Here is a 21879-nt window from a genome sequence, read left to right as displayed (position 1 = left end):
TTTGTTTCACATTATAATAGATGACTTTGACTTTTTCTAATAAAACCTAGCATCTTTACAAAATCTATATATTCTTAATGAAGGTTATACAATGACTTCAAAGTATATGAGGACTCTATCCTTCTAACAAAATAAAAAGCACCAACCATCTTCAATAAATAAGATGGTTGGTGGTTAAATTCAAATTAATACATTTTTTGGACCAAATGAAACTTAGTATAGTCCTTTAGTTTGGTTGCTTGTATCAATATAGATGTTTTTAACTTGTTGATAGTTTTGGATAGCTGCTTTGTAAGTTTCACGGCCAATACCAGATTTTTTGTAGCCGCCAAATGGAGCGCCTTCTGGTACTTGGTTATAAGTGTTAACCCAGATACGGCCTGTTCTAACTTCACGTGCAACTTTCAATGCACGGTTGATGTTTTCAGAGAAAACGCCACCTGCTAAACCATATTCAGAATCATTTGCGATTTGAATTGCTTCGTCTTCATCTTTAACTTTAATAACTGTTAAGACAGGACCAAAGATTTCTTCTTGTGCAAGTTTGTTTTTATTATTTTCTACTGCAATGATTGTTGGTTCGAAGAAATAACCTTTAGATAATTCTCCATCTGTTAAGCGGTTACCGCCAACTAAGATTTCTGCACCTGATTCTTTAGCATAATCTACATAATTTTGGATTTTTTCTAATTGTGCTTCACCTGTTTGTGAACCCATTTGAATATTTTCATCTAGAGGGTCACCTACTTTAATACGGCTGAATGCATCTTTTAAGCGATCCATTAATTTATCATAGATATCTTCTTGTACAAGCAAGCGTGAACCAGCACTGCAGACTTCACCTTGGTTGAATAAGATACCAAGTTGAATACCTTCTACCGCAACATCTAAGTTTGCATCATCTAAGATGATGTTAGCTGATTTACCCCCAAGTTCTAGTGTTGCAGGAACTAAGCGTTTCGCTGCAGCATCAGCAACTTGATAACCTACTTCTGTTGAACCAGTGAATGATAATTTATCTACACCTTCGTGATTGAAGATTGCATTACCTGATTCAGAACCTTTACCTGTTAAGATGTTTACTACACCATTAGGTAATACTTCTTGGAAGATTTTAGCTAATTCAATTAAGCTGACTGGTGTAGATGATGATGGTTGGATGACTACTGTGTTACCAGCCGCAAGTGCTGGTGCTAATTTCCAAGCTGATAATAACATTGGGAAGTTCCATGCTACTACGGCACCTACAACACCAATTGGTTCATGACGTACAATACTCATAACATCTTCACTCATGTCATTAACTGTACCTTCATCTGTGTCAATTACACTTGCGAAGTATTCATAATGACGTGCTGATAATGGAATATCGATTGTGGATGTTTCACGAATCGGTTTACCATTATTTAATGTTTCGATAACTGCGAAACGATCTTTTTGTTCTAATAATTTGTCACCAATTTCGCGTAATAATTTCACGCGCTCTGCTTTAGGTGTTTTACTCCAGCTGTCGAATGCTGCTTGTGCTGCTTGAACAGCTTTATCAACATCTTTTTCGCTTGCTTTAGCTACTTTAGTGATAACCTCACCTGTTGCTGGGTTTGAAACGTCAATTGTTTCTCCTGATTCGCTCGGTACAAACTCACCATTAATAAATAAATCATAACTGTCTTGGATATAGTCTCTTACATTTACACTCATGATTAAAAGCCTCCTTTAAAGCTAATTTATTTATTGCTCAAGGTTTATGAAAAGCTTGGAAACCTTGTTAAAACCTATTGTGAAGCGTTTTCAGTTGTATATTAATTATCACATAATTAAATAAGTTAGTCATACAATGTGCTTATGAATCCATTCAAATGAAAAAAAGCCCTGCATCATGCAGAGCTTTTAAAGATCTTAATTATGCTTTTACATGTGTCATTTCTAATTGGTGTACTAAATGTTTCAACATTGTATTGTTTGGTGTTGGAATACCAAATTCTTGACCATATTCTTCAACTTGACCGTTTAGGTAATCAACTTCTGTTAAACGACCACTATATAAGTCTTGGTGCATTGAAGGATGATGTAAACCTTGTGTTTCAACAGGATAAGATCCTTCGATTTTATGCACGATTGTGTCAAAATCTACTTCAACGCCTTTAGCAGCTGCTACTTCTACGATTTCACGTATGATTGGTGTAATCATTTCGCGTGAATTTTCGTATGCTGCAAAATCAACGATACGTTTATCTAAAATTGTACAAAGTGGATTAACTACACTATTAAGTGCTGCTTTTAACCAAACTGTTTGCATAATTTGATTACTGATTGTTGGATTTAAACCTGCGTCTTCAAAGACTTGATTAATTTCTCTTGTTCTTTCACTTTCTTTACCATCAACACGTTGGAAGTCTACAGTACCTACACCTTCAAGTAATAGTTTACCCGGTCCTCTTAAACCAGCTGTCCACATTGTAACAGCAAGATATATTTGTTCCTCAGGTACGACTTGTTTAAAACGTTCGTCATGACCCAAACCGTTCATCATTGTCAATACTGCTGTGTCTTTAGTAATAGCCCCTTTATCTTTCAGCTTTTGCAACATTTCTACAGATTGCATTGCTTTTGTAAGAATGATGACTAAATCATATTGATCATTCACTTCTTCAGGTGTAATCATTGTCGCATCTACTTGATAAGTCTCAGTTTCTGTTTGAATTTCAAAACCATGTTTTTGTACAGCCTCAACGTGAGGTAACCAACTATCAATAAATGTAACGTCGTAACCTGCTTTTTGAATTTGTGTGCCTACACGGCCGCCCATAGCGCCGGCACCAGCAACTGCAATTTTCATATTCATCGTACTCCTTATGTTTGTATTGCGGTAAGTTATTACCGTATCTAAAGTTGTATCTGTTTATATTATAACGCTTAATTCTGTTATTTTTGAATATTGAGATAACTTATATTGAAAAATTAGCCGGCAATTTTGCCGGCTAATCGTAATGATTGAGATTATTTAGCTTCTTTTCTCTTTGTATAATAATAGATTGGAATACCTAATAAAGTAATGACAATACCAATTGATGCGAGTAATGTTTGAGTGAACAATGTATTAATTAATACGAACACACCTGACACAATCGCAATTAATGGTACGATTGGATAAAGCGGTACTTTATAAGGACGTTCCATTTCTGGTTCTCTACGTCTAAGAATCATTACTGCTACGAAAGCCATTGTGTAGAATGTCCAGATAACAAAGATCAACATATTTGTAATTGTATCGAATGCACCTAAAGACATCATAACGAAAGCAATAACGATTTGAACTAAACCACTTGCCCATGGTGCTTGTCCTGGTGTCAATTTCAAGAAGAAGTTCTTGAATGGTAAACCGCCACGTTCAGCCATCGCATATGGTACACGCATACCTGTCATCATATAACCATTTAAAGCACCATATACAGATACCATGATACCAATTGTGACAATTTTACCTCCGCCATTACCGAAGATTTTAACAGAAGCTTCACTTGCTGCGTTCAAGTTACCGCTGATTTCTGAAATTGGTAATGTCATTAAGAATACTGCGTTGATTAAAAGATAAACAACCATTACAGCACCTAAACCGATAGTGATTGCACCTGGTAAGTCACGTTTTGGATTCTTCAACTCACCAGCAATTGTACCAACGTGCATCCAACCATCATAAGCGAACATAGTCGCAAGTAAACCTGCACCTAAGGCTGTAAAGAAGCCTTGCTGCTCACCTGATTGAATTGGGAATAGTGAGAATTCTACATTACTAGGTGCAAAGAAGCCGACGGCTACAATTAAGATAATTGGAATCAGTTTAATTACTAATGTAATAGACTGAAGCATACCTCCTGCTTTAGATCCTAAGCAGTTGATAAAGTATACAGTTAGCGCAGTTATTAATGCAATCAACAAAATCCAATGTGCTTTAATATGGAATAAGTTAGTAAATTGCGTCGCAAAGACAATTGCTAAAGCAGCAACGTTTGCTGGGAAATAAATAAATGCTTGCGCCCATCCTGATAAGTAACCCCAGAAGTTACCGTAAGTATATTCAATATATTTAACAAGTCCGCCTGTCTCTGGAATTGCGGCGGCAAGTTCGGCTGCAGTCAACCCTGCACAGATTGTTACTAAACCACCTAACAGCCATACCAACATTGCCATACTTGTAGAGCCCGTTACTTCTGCGACACTGGAAACTTTAAAGAATACGCCAGCGCCGATTACCGTTCCCATAACTATGGAAATGGCTGAGAAGAAACCTAAATTACGTTTAAGCTCATTTTGATTACTCATTTCTATCTATCCTCCATTTACTCATACGTGATAAGCAAGTAGAGAGACGCTATACATTATTAAAACAGTATCATTCAATATTATTACAAAAATAAAAGACCATACCGCACAACACATACATGGATTTTAAAAATCTTTGTATGTGTCGTACTGTTCAGCCGCTTCTTTAACCCTTCCTTATTGAATGCGCTTACATACTGAAAAAAATAACTTTTTATTTGTCTCTGTTACTTTTATCCCTTTTGATAATGTTAATCATAGCTTCCTGTTACAGTTTAACGCACGCTCGCATAATGGGCAATAACATTTTCTTTTAATATATACACAATTTATGAACAAACTTTGAAAAGGTGTTTTGAATGTATTAAAGAAAACTGTTATTTATTTGAGGTAGTTAAACCAAACTTAAAATATCTGAATAACCCCAACCAATCATACTTATTTCTATTACCTGCTTCTCCCTCTTTTAAATCATTTTTTTACTTTTATTTCTCAAAAAAAGCATTTGCAACTTAGTGCAAATGCTTAAAATGATATTATTTAGTTTCCACAACAGACTTAGGTTCTTCTGGTTTAATACTATAATTGTTCAACACCATCGGATAAAGTGTGTTTCTGCCAACGACTATTCTTACGTATGGGAAGAAAGATAGTATGATAGCTAAGCCTACACAAAAACCTAGTGTGAATATAGTAGTTAATGTAAAGAATGCGAAAGGATACTTCACAAATGAAGCTAGTCCTCTAGAAATATGTTGGATAATAATTTGATGTGATAAATAGATAAAGAACGAGATTTCACTAATCATATATAAAGCTGTTAAGTGGTATCGACTTAATTGTTTTGCGACATAAATAGCTAAAACAAAGAATGCTGCTGTGAAGATGAATAGGTCAAAACGATTTGATTCTCTCCATGTAACGTTCAACACAAAGAAATCGAATGCTATAACTAGTCCACTTAGTAAAAGTGCCCCAAGTACATATAGTACTTTTTGTTGCACATACTGCATCACTGCATCAAAGTTCTTACCAATATAGAAACCGATAACAAAGTAAAACAACCAATTTAAAATAATTGTACGGTTAAATAATGGATAATACGTATTCCAAAACTCTAAATAAGTTGTACTATAGTACATTAAAAAAGCATGTCCAAAACTAATAACTAATGACACAACGATAGGTATAAGTGGTTTCATGCGATCTAGCACTTTATAAAACAACATATGTAATACAAAGAATTGGAAAATAACCAGTACAAACCATCCAAAGAATTTACCTTCTAACAAAATATTAATCAATAAGTGACTCATTGAGAAATTTTTACTTGGATCAAAATATATCTCGACAATCACAAATAATGCAAAGCAAATGTATGGTATTAAAATAAACTTCACGCGTTTAGTTAAAAAGTTATTAGGTATATGTTTAGAATACCTCATACCTAACAACATTTCAGATAACATAATAAAGCACGGTGTCGCACTAAATAATAAGACTTGAATGTAACTTGCGCTTCGTTTTTGGAACTCTGTGATATGCGGATCATTCACAAAACCTGTCATTGCATGAACAACAACGATAATGACACAAAAAATAGCACGCGCATATGTCAGCTCTACTTTCTTTTTCATTTTGCGTACTCCCTTAATATTTATCCCTAGTATTATAACGCTTTCAATGAATACATAAAAAATTCTTTTAAATATCAGCAAGCGATATTTAAAAGAGATATGTTTTCACAAATACGTTCATCATCATTAATTATATGTAACTTACATCATTTACGCAATAGAGTTAAGAACACTATTTATTTCTATCGAAAGTTATTTTCAAAAATAAATAGACTTACGCATGGCGCGCAAGCCTATCTTTAACCGTTTTATTAATCTAATAATGAATAAAACTCATTTAGTGCAGTTTCATTATGGTTTTGTCCTTTAAATGTTTCAAAGACAGGAATCTGACCATTCATGAAACTCTTAATGTTTTCACCGACTTTTTCTGGTTCATTTTCTGTAAGAATTCCGAAGTCACCATAACGTAAAACATATCTGTTAGCCGGGATGTTTGAGGCAAGTACATTAACACCAACTGTTAACGCTTCAAGCAACACCATAGACTGCCCTTCATAATGAGAAGTTAACGCAAAGACATCACATTGCTTCATAATGTTAAATGGATTTCGTTTTTGACCCACCAAGAAAACATTGTCCTCTAATTGCAGTTTGCGAATCAATTGTTCTAAGTTAGAGCGTAACGGCCCCTCACCTAAAATGTACAATTTCGCAGTTGGATTTTCTTTAACTGCATCTTTGAAGCCTTCAATTAAAATATCAAAGCCTTTTTCTGGAGAAAGCCTACCCATCGCCATAACTTTGAAATCTTGATCATTAAACGGAACACTCACGATTTCTCCATTATTTAAGTATGCTAATACTTTTTGTCCGCGATGCATAAAGAAATCTGTATCTTCGTCTTTTAATTTATTAATACGTGTTAAATTAATTGTATTCATAGCTGATGTAAATTTATCTTTTGTTTTAGACGTTGCTAAGTTTTCTTTATTTATTCTACATGTTTCTTCTGAAACGCTGACTAAATAGTCAAAACGATTATATAAACTGATGACACCTTTTAAGTTTTGGTAATGCGGACGTATACCATTTACGTTACGATTCATATCACTCTTAATGTCACTATGAAGGTACATTAGTTTACGTTTAGATTCTGTTCCTAATAGAATTTTTGACCAGAACATAGAATAACCACTGAAGTCTACTACAACGTCAAATTTTGAAATTCCGAAAATCTTTCTAAATTCGCGTTCAAATACTTCTGTTGGATAAACTGATTCTTCCAATACAGATTTAACACCTCTATTTTTAACAAAGATATCTCTGTATTTCTCTAAAGTAGTACCTAATAAAGGTCCTTTTCTTAAGATAATACGTACATTTTTATTAACTTCTTTCAAATTATCTAAGATTTCACGATTCTTTGTATCTCCCAAGAAAATCGTTACATCATATTTATCGTAATCAATATTTTCTAATAAATTAATTGCTGATGTAGTAATACCATTATTTTTCATTCCGCCTGGATACATCAATATTTTCTTCTTAGTGTTTTCTTGATTACTAACAACCGGTTGGAACATTTTGTTAACAAGACGTTCAGTTCCATGTCCATCTTCATAAGGAACATATAAATCTTTAAAACGCTCATATTTAGTTTGATATACATCTTGGTTTGTTTCCGCTTCATTAACAGCTGATACAAGCTCATCTATGTCATAGACCGACGGTCCAGGAAGTAGATCTGTATTAATATAAAGTCCGCGGTCACTATTGTAATCCTCATAATCAGGCGCATAAAAAACAATAGGTTGATCTGTTACAAGATAATCAAAGAAAATACTAGAGTAATCCGTTACTAACAAATCTACAGCTGCTAACAATTCATTCGTATCAAATGAATCAGGAACAAGATATGGCTTTAGTTCTTTATAATTTAATGCTGTTTTATAAACAAAAGGATGTACTTTAACAATAACCTGATAGTCTGTTTTCTTTTCAAGTTCTAAGACCATTTCATGAATGTCAGCCACACTATCTTCGGGGTCATTAACATCAGTCCCACGCCATGTTGGCGCAAATAAAAGTGTTTTACGTTTCTTTAATTTAAGACCATTTTGTTTTAAATGTTTACGTACATCTTTTTTATCACTATTCAATGTTAAATCAATTCTTGGATAACCTATTTCAGCTAAATCACCATTATAAATACCCTCTAAACTAAACGCTCTTTTGAACACTTCTGTTGTATGAGGGTTCGGACTGACTAATATATCTGCACTTAAAAAGTTTTTAATGATATTTTGAGAGCCGACTAAGTTATCTTCTACATCTAGGCCCATAGCTTTAATAGGTGTACCATGCCAAGTATTTACATACACTTGTTCTGGTTTCTTTGTAAAATAAGCGGGGAAAGTTGAGTTATTGATAATATACTTAGCAGTTGTAAGTACACTTAAATAATCGTCACTTTCTTTTACAATGAATCGCACATTTTTAAATGATTTATATTGTTTAGTATATGCTTTACGTTTTTTCTCAGAATCTACAACCCAGATATGTTCTAATTTTTTATATTTCTTATCTCTTAATAGATATTTAAAAACTGCATAAGGGCTGTCTGTCATACTCTTACCATCTCGTGCTTGATAAACTATTTGTCTATCGTTAACTTTGTTCTTTTTATAAAAGTTCGCATATTTAGTTGTTTTTAAGACATACTTGCTCTTAAACTTCGATTTGACAGGTTGCTCAATAAACTTATATTTTCTTTTCGCTTGATTCAGTATAAATCCGCTTACTTTATTCAATGTAGACACTCCTATTTATCTTTTTTATCAACATTAAAACAAAAGCTTTATTCTTTACCGTATAACTCTTTCTTGATTTGTGTCGTAGAAATACCTTCCGTACGTTTTAAATAAATGACTTCACACTGTTCTTTCAAGAAATCAAATTCACCTTCCCAATCGTGCCCCATCACGAATGTATCTACTTCATATCGATCAACGTCTTTTTGTTTTTGGCCCCAATCATTTTCAGGGATTACTAAATCTACATAACGAATTGATTCTAACATCATCTTTCTTTGTTCATAGCTATAGTAAGATTTTTTATTCTTAATTTTATTAAACTCATCACTAGACAATGCCACAATAAGATAATCTCCCATTTCTCTTGCACGTCTTAATAATTCAATATGTCCATAATGTAATAAATCATAAGTTCCATAAGTAATTACTCTCTTCATACTGTCCACTCTTTCATTCGTTTTTCTTTATTTATGATGAAACACATACTCTACTATGTATTTTGCAAACAATCATGCATTTATTCCGAAAATACGTTCATAAATACATTTACTCATTAGTATAAACTTAATATATTTAATAGAGTTTAATGAATCTTTACAAAAGTATAACACTTGTAAGGGAATTTTACATTTAACATGATAAAAACAAGGCACTAAAATTTGTAGATAATGTACAAATCTAGTGCCTTTTCAAAATAGTTTTATTTAATCAATTTATAAAACTGACTGATTGCTATTTTATTATAAGCTTCACTATCAAACTTTTCGAATTCCGGAATTTTATTATCCATAAATCTTACAATACTAGCAGCAACTTGTTCTGGAGTGTTTTCTGTTAGCATACCGTATTTACCTTCTTGCAAAACATATCGATTAGCTGGAATATTGGATGCTATAACGTTCATCCCAAGTGTTAAAGCTTCTAGCAACACCATAGATTGGCCTTCATAATGCGAGGTTAATGCAAATAAATTACATTGTTTCATGATACTAAATGGATTTCTTTTTTGGCCGATTAAAAACACATTGTTTTGAAGGTTTAATTGATGAATTAAATTTTCCAAAGAATATCTTATTGGGCCTTCACCTAAAATATAAAGTTTAGCATGTACATTCAATTCGACTATCGTTTTAAAAGATTTTATTAATATATCAAAACCTTTTTCTGGTGAGAGTCTTCCCATTGCCATCACTTTAAAATCATTCTGATTAAAAGGAACGTTTTTAATCATATTATTTTCAACATATGCTAAAACAGTTTCTTCATGACGAATAAATACTTCAGAATCGTCTTTTGAAAATTCATTTATTTTATCAATATTAATAGTATTCATAGCTGATGTAAATTTTTCAATTGTATTTGCATTACTTATTTTGCTTTTGTTTACCTTCTCTGTCTCGTTAGATACGCTTACCAAATAGTCATATCTATCATACATGCTCATAACACCTTTGAGATTTTGATGATGTGGCTTTACTCCATTTATCGTTCTATTCATGTCACTAGCCATATCACTATGCAGATATATCAGTTTCTTTTTAGAATTTGTTCCCAATAAAATCTTAGACCAAAACATTGAATATCCACTGAAATCAATAACAACATCAAATTCAGAAATACCAAATATCTTTCTAAACTCTCTTTCATAAAGTTCAGTTGGATAAAGTTCTTTTTCAATTTTGGATTGTATACCCCTATTTTTTATAAAGGTATCTTGATATTTCTCAATAGTTGTTGCTAATAAAGGTCCATATCTAAACATGATTCTGACATTAGGGTTCACCGTTTTAATATTATTTAAAACTTCTAGATTACGAGTATAACCCAAAAAAATTGTTACATCATATTGGTCATAATCAATATTATCCAATAAGTTAATTGCAGAAGATGTTATCCCATTATTAATCATCCCGCCAGGATACATTAGTATTTTTGTCTTCTTGTGTTTGCTTTTAAAATTGTTGTGATTAAACATTCTTTGTACTAATTTTTGTGTTACATTACCATCATCATTGCATACATACAAAGATTGAAAGTGTTTATAATTTTCTTTATACTGTCTCATAAGTTTTTGACTGTTTTGTACTGCTTCAATCAACTGATCTACATTGAAAAGTGTAGGTCCGGGTAGTAACTTTGTATCAATATATAAGCCTCTACTATTTTTATATGAATCAAAGTCAGGGGTATAGAAAATAATCGGATTTCCTGTTATGAGATAATCAAAAAAGATACTAGAATAATCTGTTATCAATAAATCAGTAACTCCCAATAGTTTATTTGTGTCAAAAGTATCAGGAATTAGGTATTTACGTAGCATATGCATATTTTCGGCCTTTTTATAAACAAAGGGATGTACTTTGATAAGCGTAGCATAGTCAGTGTTATTGTTTAATTGTTCTATAATTTTATATAAATCATCTAAACTATCCTCTGGATTTTTATTATCTTCTCCTCTCCATGTTGGGGCAAAAACCAAAAGTTTGTTATTATTTATTTTTAAACCTGTACGTTTTAATTCTTTCAAAATTTCATCCTTATTAGCATGAATGGTCAAATCGATTCTAGGGTAACCTATTTCAGCAATTTCACCTTCATATAACCCTTTTAGTTTATATGCTCTTTGAAAAATTTCTGTTGTATAAGCATTAGGGCTCACTAATATATCTGAACTCAAAAAGTTTTTAATAACATTTTGTGATGCTAATAAGTTATCTTCCATGTCTAACCCCATAGCTTTTATAGGTGTGCCATGCCATGTATTTACATACACTTGATCAGGTTTTTTTGAAAAATAATTCGGAAATGTAGAGTTATTGATTAAATATTTTGATTCTGCTAAAGCTTTTAAATATTGTTCAGAACCTTTCACTACAAAACGAACCTGTTTTTTATTAATATATTTTTTCTTAAATTCTCGAATTTTTTCTTTAGAATCTGCCACCCAAATATGTGTGAAATTCTTATGTGATGCCGAAGTGAATAGATATTCAAAAACTGCATAAGGACTATCAGTCATGCTTTGACCATCTCGAGATTCATATAAAATGGATGTATTATTTACCTTTAAATGTTTATAAAACCATGCATATTTCGTAGCTATATTCACACCGCGACTTCTAAATTTAGATTTAATCGGATCACTTAGAAATTTATATTTTCTTTTAAATTGATTTCTTGCTAATTGCTTTAAATTTTTCAATTTGAACACTCCTGTTGCCTGTAATAAAAATTTTAGTTAATTCTGGTGTTTTTCTTTTTTACTTCGCATCTTTTCCGTATAACTCTTTTTTTATCTGAGTAGTAGATATGCCTTCCGTACGTTTTAGGTAAATCACTTCACATTTGTCCTTGAGAAAATCAAATTCACCTTCCCAATCATGCCCCATAATAAAAGTATCTACTTCATAACGGTCAACATCTTTCGTTTTTTGATCCCAATTACTTTCGGGAATTACTAGATCAACATAACGAATTGACTCCAGCATCATCTTTCTTTGTTCATAATTATAATAAGACTTCTTATTTTTTAATTTATTAAACTCGTCAGTTGAAAGGGCAACTATTAAATAATCTCCCATTTCTCTTGCTCTTCTCAACAATTCAATATGGCCGTAATGCAGTAAATCATATGTACCGTATGTAATCACTCTTTTCATAGTCTTCACTCTTTCGTATTTTCTATTGATGTAGTATTTAAAAATAAAGCATCTATATTTTGATGCTTTTCTACTTCGCACAATTCCTTTATAAAATTATATCATTTAACGCATTTCTGCTCTATACTAAATAAAATAACGACGCACTTGCTTACACAAATGCGCCGTTATTTTTATCTATATTCACTTTCAACTGATTCTACAACTTGTTCATAACTCATACCAGTAGAGATGTTGACACTTGCTAGAAAGCTGCCTTCTACAATAGGTGCTTCTACTTTCTCTACTCTATATTGTCCATCGTACATTTCAATAGCCATATCTAAGTTCATTTCTGCTGAACCTAAATCATAGAAACAAATCGCATCGTCTTTTAAACCTTCAATTGCTTGTTGGATAGGTTCAAAGGATGTTCCAATAGTACCGTCACTGCCGCCGACTGGAATCACTTGCACGCCTTCAGCCATTTGGCTAATAAGTTTTTTGATGCCGTTTGCGATTTCTTCACTATGACTGACTACAATAATCGCTGTCATTGATTTACTCATCTCCTATCAATGCGTTTAAGATATAAACACTACTTTGTGCACCTGGATCTGTGTGACCTCTAGACTCTTCTTTGAAGTAAGCTGCACGTCCCTTTGTCGCAACTAAATCTTCTGTATTATCTGCGAGTGTTTGAAGGTATGCGATATCAACAGTCTCTCCATTTTCTACCGCTTCTCTCGCTCTTTCAATCACGTCGTACATTGTTTTTTCATCTAGTTCAACTTTACCGCGTTGATGTACCGCTTGTGAAAATGCCTCTAACAACTGAGGTAAGTTGCCTTCTGTAATCTCATCTTCCGCAACTTGTGCCATTTTGACAAAACTGAAACCGTATAATGGACCTGAAGCACCACCAACTTTAGACATTAAAGTCATTCCCGTTGTTTTCAAAACATCTTGGACTGTGTCCGCATTTTCTAATGCTTGTGGTAAGGCATTAAAGCCTCTGACCATGTTGACACCATGGTCACCATCACCAATGGCACGATCAAGTTCTGTTAATGTATCTTCACGTTCTTGAAAAATTTCTTGTAAATGAATTAAACGTTGTTTTAATGTTTCTGCATTCATAGTTCATTTCCTCCTTGTGCGTTATCCGAAATAACGGCTTGTTGTCGGTGCGTTTAATGCTTTCAAACGGTCCTCAGTACTTTCTAATAATGTTAATGAGAAACCTTGCATATCTAACGATGTCATATAATCACCGACAAACCAGTCTTTGACTGAAACATTTTCTGCTTCAAGTGCTGCTTGGATATACTTCACTGCGATATTTAATTCTGAAAGCGGTGTGCCGCCCATGCCGTTTACCATCACTATGACTTCTTTCTCTTGGACTTCTTCGTTCAAAGCTTGAACTAATTCAGTCGCAATATCTTGGATAGGTTTAACCGCTTCTCTCTTCAATCCACGTTCCCCATGAATACCGATACCGATTTCCATATCTCCAGATTCTAAATCAAAGCCATACTTACCAGTGGATGGTACAAATGGCGGTGTGAGTGCCATGCCTATTGTACGCATATCAGCTAATAATGCTTCGGTTTGTTCTACAATCGTTTCTAGCGATTCACCTTGTTCAGCAAGGTAACCTGCAAACTTATGCACAAAAACTGTGCCTGCTACACCACGGCGCATCTCTTTATCTTCTACCGCAATATCATCTCTGACAATCACTTTACCGACTTTGATACCTTCCATTTCAGCCATTTCTTGCGCCATTTCAAAGTTCATAACATCTCCGGCATAATTTTTGATAATCAATAAGACACCGCCACCATTATCAACAGCTTTAATCGCTTCTAAAATTTTATCCGGTGTCGGTGATGTAAAGATTTCACCGCATACTGCCGCATCTAACATTCCCTGTGCAACATAGCCTGCATGTGCAGGTTCATGTCCGCTTCCTCCGCCAGAAACTAACGCAACACCTTGTTGCTTTTTCTCTTTTCTAACAACAACCGTCTCAGAAATGACAGTTTGCTCGGGATTTGAAAGTGCTAAACCCTCTAACATATCTGAAAGTATTGTAGTTTTATCTTGAATTAATTTTTTCATATGTGCACAACCCCTTTTTGTGTTCAATCATCAATTCATATTTTAGATACACCTCTATTATATAGTCTGACTAATGATTATTCATGTGATAAGAGGTTAGATTCTACAATCATTCAATTAAAAAATATGTTATATTACAATTAAGAAAAGCAATATAAATCACATACAAAGAAGGTGTGTCTACTATGAATCTTTCTTTTGCTAAGCGTGTTGCCGATATTATCACGATTGTCAGCTTTATTGCTTTATTAGTTTTATTGTCCATTAACTTCTATTTTAATATGCAAACAAATGGTTTTTCAGCAGGGTTCAAAATCGAAAGCACTACTAACATTATTTTTGTATCACTGTTATTTGCTACTTGTTTAATCAGCGATATCATCAGTACCGTTTTAAAACGAAAACTTAAATACAAACATTAACAAAAAGCCCTCCTACTCGGTTTGAATAGGAGGGCTTTCCAACGCTGATATCTGTTTACATCGATACAAGACTATTTGATTTTCTTAACATAAATCGATTTTAAACCGATTTGACCGACACCTGGAATTTTACAATCGATGTCATGACCGTCTTCAGGATCTACTAGACGGATACCTTTAACTTTCGTACCTTGCTTAATCACAGATGAAGCACCTTTGATTTTCAAGTCCTTAATCACTGTCACAGTGTCACCATCTTGTAATTCTTGACCATTGGCATCTCGTACTTTTAACGCTTCCTCAGCTTCTTCTACTGAATCTTGCGTCCATTCATGTCCGCACATCGGACAGACAAATAACGCACCATCTAAATACGTATATTCCGAACCACAGCTCGGGCAATTAGGTAATGTTTGTTCCATGTTCTCCTCCATGCTCTGTAATGACCCTCTAAATCTACCATATTTCCATAGAAAAAGATATATCAGCGATTAGAATTTAATTTTTTCGAATTGTTTTCTATATTCATGTCTAAGAAATATCTTTATATTTAAAACCAACAATGCCCAAAATAAATAGCATCGTTGCTATCACAAGCATAATTATAGTCGCAGACCAATCCATATCTGCAATCGGCAGACGTGGTACATGCCCAAACGGCGTCACTTTTTTCAACCATTGCTTTATATTTAATAATTGTCCTAGATATACGACTAAGAAAGAGTAAGCTAAATAGAGATAGACAATTAAACTCCCTTTCTTAAACCAACCGATAATACAAACAGCCAATCCCGCAAAGACTAATATTGCTGGAATAAAAACTAACCCTGCAGTGAAGATTTTATTAAAAGCAATAGGTTTATCCATACTTGAGACAGCACCCATATACATTCCTAACGCAGCTAAACTGATCATCAAGACACTGTTGATCAATCCAATCCAAATAAAGCTCATTAAATAACGTATGCGATGTATGGGCAAAGCCAGTATACTTTCTGTATGGCTTAATCTGATTTCCTTTTGGATTTTAAAGATTGCCATTAAAACAGGTATGGTTGAAATCATGCCCATAATTGCCATCAATATCGGCACAAATTGTTCAGCATAGTTATTTCCTTTGCCAGTCAACATTCTTTGTAACAGCGGATTTTCTTTAAAGAAATTTTCTAATTCTCCAAATACCGAACCATACGACAAACCTAACATCAACATACCTATAGCCCAAACGATTATTCCCGTACGCTGTAAATGAAGTTGTAGTCCTAAAGGTGATTTTAATAAAGATGATGCACGCGAATGCCCTTTAAACGTTGGCAATAACCCAGACTCCATATCACGGTGTCTATTCAATATCACCGCAATAATTAATAATATGAGAGACATTCCAAATAACGCAGCAACCGGCCACCAATGGTTATGACTATAAATATCGGCGCGTGTGATCCAACCAAGGGGAACAATGTAAGAGAGCCAAGAAACTGACACATCGCCTATGGCACGGATTAAATACATTATCAATAACAAACTAATACTGATGCCTGTTGTCTGACTTTGTGTCGTGGTTAATTGCGCGACAAGTAATGTCAACATACTTATCATAAAACCTGATACCGCAATAAGCATGCCGTATAACCATGCACCTTCAACACTAAAATGATCAATACCTGTAAACATCAAGCCTATACTGATTGATATACCTAAAATGACATTAATGATTCCCTGTTGAATTATCGTACTCAAAATCAATGTAGTACGTCCTATCGGTAAAGCAGATAACATCGCTAAACGTCCCGCTTCTTCATCCCCTCTTGAATCTTTCGAAACAAATAAGATATTCATAATACTGACGAGAATCACAGTAAACATCAACATCTCATAGCTGAACATCGTCGCTATAGTCATTTGGTCTAAAGAGAATTTACCAAGCATCGCTTGCATCGCAGGATTTTTAAACATTTCAAACAGTGGTACTAATGCTTGTTTATCAGGATACAAATTCGCAAATGATTGTGGAATCATTAAGGTTAATGCGATTAATCCTACTAACCAAAAGATGATAGACCATTTATTCCGCTTCAAATAAAACAACATTATCTTAGAAAGTGTCAGTCGCTTTTGTGTCATCTTACTCACCTTCTTTTAGCTGCTCGCCATAGTGTCGTATGAATAAATCTTCTAAAGTCATCGGTTGGCTTTCTAACTTTTTAATGTTGAAGCGACTTAAATATTGAATCACTGTACTGGTTTGATCAGTATCCACTTGAAATTGATACGTTTCATCTTGTTTGGTTACATCATGTACACCTGGTTGCGCTTCTAAATGTGTTAGTATCTCTTGTGTCATGACGGTAAAGCGCATACGTGTTAAATGACGCATCTCATCCAATGTGCCTGTTTCTATTAATTCACCTTTACGTATAATTCCTACACGGTCACATAGTTGTTCTACTTCAGAAAGAATATGGCTTGATAATAATACTGTTTTTCCACGCTCACGGCACGCTTTTACATGATGTTGGAAGACGCGCTCCATTAATGGGTCTAAACCAGACGTTGGTTCATCAAAAATATACAAATCTACTTCCATACTTAGTGCGGCAATCAAAGCAACTTTTTGTCGATTCCCTTTAGAATACGTACTGCATTTCTTGTGAATATCCAACTCAAAATCTCGAATTAACATTTGTTTACGTTCATGGTTCACTGACTTTTGTAAACTTAATAAGAACTCAATAACTTCTTCTCCAGTTAAATTCGGCCACAAATTCACATCACCCGGGACATACGCAATGCGTTCATGTATGGCTACTGCTTCTTTAAACGCATCCTTACCAAATAACGTAACACTGCCGGAACTTGGTTTTAATTGGCCTAACATTATCTTAATTGTCGTTGATTTACCTGAACCGTTCGGACCAATAAAGCCGAAGATTTCTCCTTCTTCAACACTCATATTTAATTTAGAGAGTGCTTCGAATTTACCAAAGCATTTTGTGAGATTATTAATTTCTAGAACTGATGTCATATAGATCACCTTCTTATTTCTATTATTCATCTATACTTTAAGAACTTGATTCCATTATACACTTGTTTCACTCAAGAAAAGGCTCACAAATAAATAAGGACATTCCAAAAAGAATGCCCTCATGATTATTTGAATGCTCGTGTATCTATATTTTCTTCTTCCAATATTTTTTCAATTTTCTTTTGTTCACGTTTGTTAGGTTTATCGTTTCCTTTTTCAATCGCACCGACTTCTTTTACAGAAACACGTCCATTTTTTGAAGAAGCAATTGCGGTATCTATTTTTTCATCGATATCTCTGAGGTATTGGTTAGAGTTTGTAATGTAGCGATTAATTTTATGCGCATGTCCGTCATAACCTTTCGGTAAACGATTTTCATTAATATATTGCGCAAAGTTATTATCATTCGTACTTGCTAGCTCACTGGCTTTTTCAATATGTTTTGCATCGCGTTTAGAAAGCCCTTCTTTTGAATGCAGCTTTTGTTGATAGTGTCCATAAATACGTGTGATATCATGGTCAGCATTCAAATACGTTTGGATATCTTGTTTTAATTCTGCTTTAGTCAATTTTTGATTCTTTTTCTTCTTGTCAAAGATAGACGGATTTAAATCCACTTGTTGTCCTTCTGATTTCGCAGATCCAGTATCTTTCTTGTGTTCTTGTTGTGGCGGTGCTTTTTGCGTCGGTTCTTGTTTGGCCTCTTGTTTGACTTCTTTCACTTCTGAAGAAGCACATCCTGATAATATCAATGTCATAGACGCAAAAAGCAATCCCGTTATTAATTTTTTCACTGTTACCTTCTCCTTTGATTCTGCGCCTTATTTTATCTTTTTAATAATTCACTCGCTCAGTCATTTTTTACCCTAAATCTCATAATGTATGATGTTATCTTCTAAAATCATATATAAAACGCTTTCATTGAAATTTGATTTAGAAAAATTAAAAATTAGTCACGCAACTCATTAAAGTTAGTGTATAATACTTCCATACACATATTCTATTCCGTACAACATAAAAAGAAAATAGATGATATGCAGTTCGCAGTTTCACTCTGCACGCCATCCATTCTCTATATAAAAACTACAAAGAGGTGTAACATCATGGAAAACAATGATTTAAAACGCAGTATGACCAATCGTCACATTCAGCTGATCGCCATCGGGGGCGCTATCGGTACGGGGCTTTTCTTGGGGGCAGGGAAAAGTATTGCGTTAGCTGGGCCATCCATTCTTTTGGCCTACATCATTATCGGGTTCTTCTTGTTCATTATGATGCGTGCATTAGGTGAACTTCTTTTATCAAACAGTCAATACAATTCATTTATTGATATTGCGGAAGATTATTTAGGCCATATGGCTGGTTTCTTTACAGGTTGGACGTACTGGTTTTGTTGGGTAGCTACAGGTATTGCGGACATCACAGCTGTAACTAAATATATTAATTTCTGGTGGCCGTCTTTCCCACCTTACTTAACAGCGATTATCACAGTTATCTTACTACTCGCACTAAACTTAATGACAGTTAAAGCTTATGGGGAAATCGAATTCTGGTTTGCGATCATTAAAGTTATTGCGATTTTATTCTTAATTGTCATTGGTCTTTATTTAATCTTTACTGGATTCTCATCACCTAACCACATTCAAAGTGGTTTCAGCAACCTTTACTCTCACGGCGGATTCTTCCCTAATGGGGTTATGGGCTTTTTACTCGCTTTCCAAATGGCAGTATTTAGTTTCGTAGGGATTGAATTAGTCGGTGTTACTGCACGTGAAACAAAAGATCCAGAAAAGAACTTACCGAAAGCCATCAACAGCGTCGGTATTCGTATCATCATCTTTTATGTTTTAAGCTTAATGGTTATTATGAGTATCACACCATGGGATAAATTAGATCCTAAAGAAAGTCCATTCGTTAACTTATTCGTATTAGCCGGTATTCCAGCTGCTGCGGGTATCGTTAACTTTGTGGTATTAACTTCAGCATCTAGTGCCGCAAACAGTGGATTATTCAGTAACAGTCGTATGGTTTATGGTTTAGCTGTTTCAGACAGCGCACCTAAAGCTTTAGGTAAAGCCAATCGTCACGGGGTCCCATATAATGCATTGATTTTCTCAGGGGTTGTCTTATTCTTAGCAGCATTATTGAACTATGTTATTCCAGATACTGTATTCACAGTCGTAACTACAGTCGCAACAATTTTCTTTATCTTTATTTGGACAATTATTTTAGTTTGTTATATCAAATATCGTAAAGCACATCCTGAATTACATGCTGCTTCAAAATTTAAAAACTTCTTTGGTGTAGTTGGTTCATATAGTACCCTTGTCTTCTTCGTTATTGTCATCGCGATTTTATTCTTAGCTGAAGATACAAGAGTAGCCTTATACTTCTCACCATTCTGGTTAATCTTATTATTTATCGCATATAAAGTCGGCGGCTTTAAAAACCGTGGCTTAAATCGCATTAAACATTAATACACAACACATCAAACAGGTGGAGATTTGAAGTCTTCACCTGTTTTTTGTGTAAATGAAACAAATTAAAAAGCCGGATCAGTTGAGCTGATCCGACTTCCTTTATATAAAATAACTTCGACTCACAATAATTAGTTCAAGCGTGTTGGTGTATCGCCTGTTTTGATGACATTAAGTGCAGCGTTTAATCCGCCTTCAACTAAGTTACGTACCGCTTCATCAGAGAAGAATGCGATATGTGGTGTTAATTGAATTCTGTCATTTTCGATTAATTTTTTGAATGTTTCATCTTCAAGTTCTTTACCAGTAAAGTCAAATGTGAAGTAAGGCATTTCGAACTCGTAAGTGTCGACAGCTGCGCCTGTTAATTTACCTTCATTGACCGCATCGATTAATGCTTCTGTATCTACAACTGCACCACGTGCTGCGTTAACTAAGATTGCGCCATCTTTGAATTTCGCAAACATTTCTTTATTGAAAATGTGGTGGTTGTCTGCAGAACCTGGCATGTGTAAAGAAACGATGTCCGCATCTTTAACTGCTTCTTCAATCGTATCTTTATATTCTAAGAAATCTAATGAATCATTTGGATATAAATCATAACCTACAATTTTAGCACCGAAGCCTGCGAAAAGGTTACCAGTTAATGCGCCGATACGTCCTGTACCGATAATTGCGACTGTCATGTCTTTTACTGGTCTTGCCATAATTGTCGCATCCCAAGTAAAGTCATAGTCTTGAACACGTTTTTCAATACGTGGGAATCTACGTACAAGATTTAATGCAGCAGCTACTGAGTATTCCGCAATTGTTTCAGGAGAATAGCTAGGCACGTTTGAGATAATAATACCGTGTTTTTTCGCTAATTCTAAATCATACATGTCAAAACCTGCAGTACGTTGTGCGACTTGTTTGATGCCCATTGCTTCTAATTTAGGGTAAGCTTCTTTTTCAAGTTTGCCGAATTGCATTGTTGTAACGCCGTCAAACCCTTCAAGCTGATCCAAAGTATCATAGCTTAAGAAGTCATTTGAGAATGAAACTTCAACATCATTCTCTTTAGCCCAGTTCAAAGCTACATCTTTTTCATAATCACGTGTACCAAAAAATTTAATTTTTGTCATAATTACTCCCTCAATTCTAAAAGTTGTATAGTAGAGTAATTCATATCCTATCTAATATATTATGTGAATACATTCACAAAGTCAATAGGTTATAAATTAATCTGAATAATCTGTCAAACTGATTATACTCCATTTGCGTACGTTTGCATATATGATTGTTCAATACTTTTAAAATTTTAAATAACATTGTACAAAGTGATGTCTATATACCATGATTCTGGAACAATTATTGGATTATAAACATCTAGATACTTTCGGTTTTATAACATATGACAAAGCATTATTGAGGTTGGCTGAACTAAAAATACGCACGCCATAGTTTAGAAATTCACTATAGCGTGCGTATTAGA

18 protein-coding genes are annotated in these 21879 nt (G+C 34.1%); 2 read left to right on the top strand and 16 right to left on the bottom strand.

Annotated elements, in window-relative coordinates; genetic code table 11:
• Positions 1-213: 213 nt before the first annotated feature.
• From HMPREF3031_RS11145 to dhaK, 11 genes are all read right to left on the bottom strand, one after another.
• A complete protein-coding gene (locus tag HMPREF3031_RS11145; RefSeq protein ID WP_002479941.1) occupies positions 214-1701 on the bottom strand; it encodes an aldehyde dehydrogenase family protein in 1488 nt (495 codons plus the stop codon).
• Between the two features lie 202 nt (positions 1702-1903).
• Positions 1904-2839, bottom strand: coding sequence for a ketopantoate reductase family protein (locus HMPREF3031_RS11140; RefSeq protein ID WP_002479942.1), 936 nt, complete (start codon positions 2837-2839; stop codon positions 1904-1906).
• 161 nt (positions 2840-3000) lie between these two features.
• Positions 3001-4323 (bottom strand): APC family permease, encoded by a 1323-nt coding sequence (locus tag HMPREF3031_RS11135; RefSeq protein ID WP_002479943.1) that lies wholly within the window; start codon positions 4321-4323, stop codon positions 3001-3003.
• Between the two features lie 536 nt (positions 4324-4859).
• Positions 4860-5960 (bottom strand): acyltransferase family protein, encoded by a 1101-nt coding sequence (locus tag HMPREF3031_RS11130; RefSeq protein WP_002479944.1) that lies wholly within the window; start codon positions 5958-5960, stop codon positions 4860-4862.
• Positions 5961-6211: 251 nt separating this feature from the next.
• The gene (locus HMPREF3031_RS11125) at positions 6212-8713 is read right to left on the bottom strand and encodes a glycosyltransferase (RefSeq protein WP_002479945.1); all 2502 of its coding nucleotides are present in this window, start codon (positions 8711-8713) and stop codon (positions 6212-6214) included.
• A gap of 47 nt (positions 8714-8760) precedes the next feature.
• The gene (gene tagD / locus HMPREF3031_RS11120) at positions 8761-9153 is read right to left on the bottom strand and encodes a glycerol-3-phosphate cytidylyltransferase (RefSeq protein ID WP_002479946.1); all 393 of its coding nucleotides are present in this window, start codon (positions 9151-9153) and stop codon (positions 8761-8763) included.
• A 263-nt stretch (positions 9154-9416) separates the two neighbouring features.
• Entirely contained in the window at positions 9417-11927 is a 2511-nt protein-coding gene (locus tag HMPREF3031_RS11115) for a CDP-glycerol glycerophosphotransferase family protein (protein WP_372510714.1), read from the bottom strand.
• Between the two features lie 49 nt (positions 11928-11976).
• A complete protein-coding gene (gene tagD, locus HMPREF3031_RS11110; RefSeq protein WP_002479949.1) occupies positions 11977-12375 on the bottom strand; it encodes a glycerol-3-phosphate cytidylyltransferase in 399 nt (132 codons plus the stop codon).
• Positions 12376-12548: 173 nt separating this feature from the next.
• Positions 12549-12911, bottom strand: coding sequence for a dihydroxyacetone kinase phosphoryl donor subunit DhaM (gene dhaM, locus HMPREF3031_RS11105; RefSeq protein ID WP_002479950.1), 363 nt, complete (start codon positions 12909-12911; stop codon positions 12549-12551).
• 4 nt (positions 12912-12915) lie between these two features.
• Positions 12916-13494, bottom strand: a complete 579-nt coding sequence (gene dhaL / locus HMPREF3031_RS11100; protein WP_002479951.1) for a dihydroxyacetone kinase subunit DhaL — start codon at positions 13492-13494, stop codon at positions 12916-12918.
• A 21-nt stretch (positions 13495-13515) separates the two neighbouring features.
• Entirely contained in the window at positions 13516-14481 is a 966-nt protein-coding gene (gene dhaK / locus HMPREF3031_RS11095) for a dihydroxyacetone kinase subunit DhaK (protein WP_070724945.1), read from the bottom strand.
• Positions 14482-14666: 185 nt separating this feature from the next.
• On the opposite strand from dhaK, the gene HMPREF3031_RS11090 reads away from it, so the two are divergent.
• Positions 14667-14903 carry a hypothetical protein gene (locus tag HMPREF3031_RS11090; protein ID WP_002479953.1) on the top strand — a complete coding sequence of 79 codons (237 nt, stop codon included), beginning with the start codon at positions 14667-14669 and terminating at the stop codon, positions 14901-14903.
• A gap of 71 nt (positions 14904-14974) precedes the next feature.
• On the opposite strand, the gene HMPREF3031_RS11085 is transcribed toward HMPREF3031_RS11090, so the two are convergent.
• From HMPREF3031_RS11085 to HMPREF3031_RS11070, 4 genes are all read right to left on the bottom strand, one after another.
• Positions 14975-15325 (bottom strand): zinc ribbon domain-containing protein YjdM, encoded by a 351-nt coding sequence (locus tag HMPREF3031_RS11085; RefSeq protein WP_002479954.1) that lies wholly within the window; start codon positions 15323-15325, stop codon positions 14975-14977.
• Positions 15326-15434: 109 nt separating this feature from the next.
• Positions 15435-17027, bottom strand: coding sequence for an ABC transporter permease (locus HMPREF3031_RS11080; RefSeq protein WP_002479955.1), 1593 nt, complete (start codon positions 17025-17027; stop codon positions 15435-15437).
• A 1-nt stretch (position 17028) separates the two neighbouring features.
• Positions 17029-17928: an ABC transporter ATP-binding protein gene (locus HMPREF3031_RS11075; protein WP_002479956.1), complete on the bottom strand. Its 900-nt coding sequence runs from the start codon at positions 17926-17928 to the stop codon at positions 17029-17031.
• A 125-nt stretch (positions 17929-18053) separates the two neighbouring features.
• Positions 18054-18722, bottom strand: coding sequence for an NDxxF motif lipoprotein (locus HMPREF3031_RS11070; protein ID WP_070724941.1), 669 nt, complete (start codon positions 18720-18722; stop codon positions 18054-18056).
• Between the two features lie 309 nt (positions 18723-19031).
• Here HMPREF3031_RS11070 and HMPREF3031_RS11065 point away from each other — a divergent pair, with 309 nt between their 5' ends.
• On the top strand, positions 19032-20405 hold the full coding sequence (locus tag HMPREF3031_RS11065; RefSeq protein WP_002479958.1) for an amino acid permease: 1374 nt from the start codon (positions 19032-19034) through the stop codon (positions 20403-20405).
• A gap of 131 nt (positions 20406-20536) precedes the next feature.
• Here HMPREF3031_RS11065 and HMPREF3031_RS11060 read toward each other — a convergent pair whose 3' ends face one another.
• Positions 20537-21529: a D-lactate dehydrogenase gene (locus tag HMPREF3031_RS11060; RefSeq protein ID WP_002479959.1), complete on the bottom strand. Its 993-nt coding sequence runs from the start codon at positions 21527-21529 to the stop codon at positions 20537-20539.
• Positions 21530-21879: the final 350 nt, after the last annotated feature.

Source organism: Staphylococcus sp. HMSC072B07, from assembly GCF_001815505.1.
GTDB classification, from domain to species: Bacteria; Bacillota; Bacilli; order Staphylococcales; family Staphylococcaceae; genus Staphylococcus; species Staphylococcus simulans.
The sequence above is the reverse complement of the archived record's forward strand: the minus strand, read 5'-3'. Positions and strand labels throughout refer to the sequence as shown.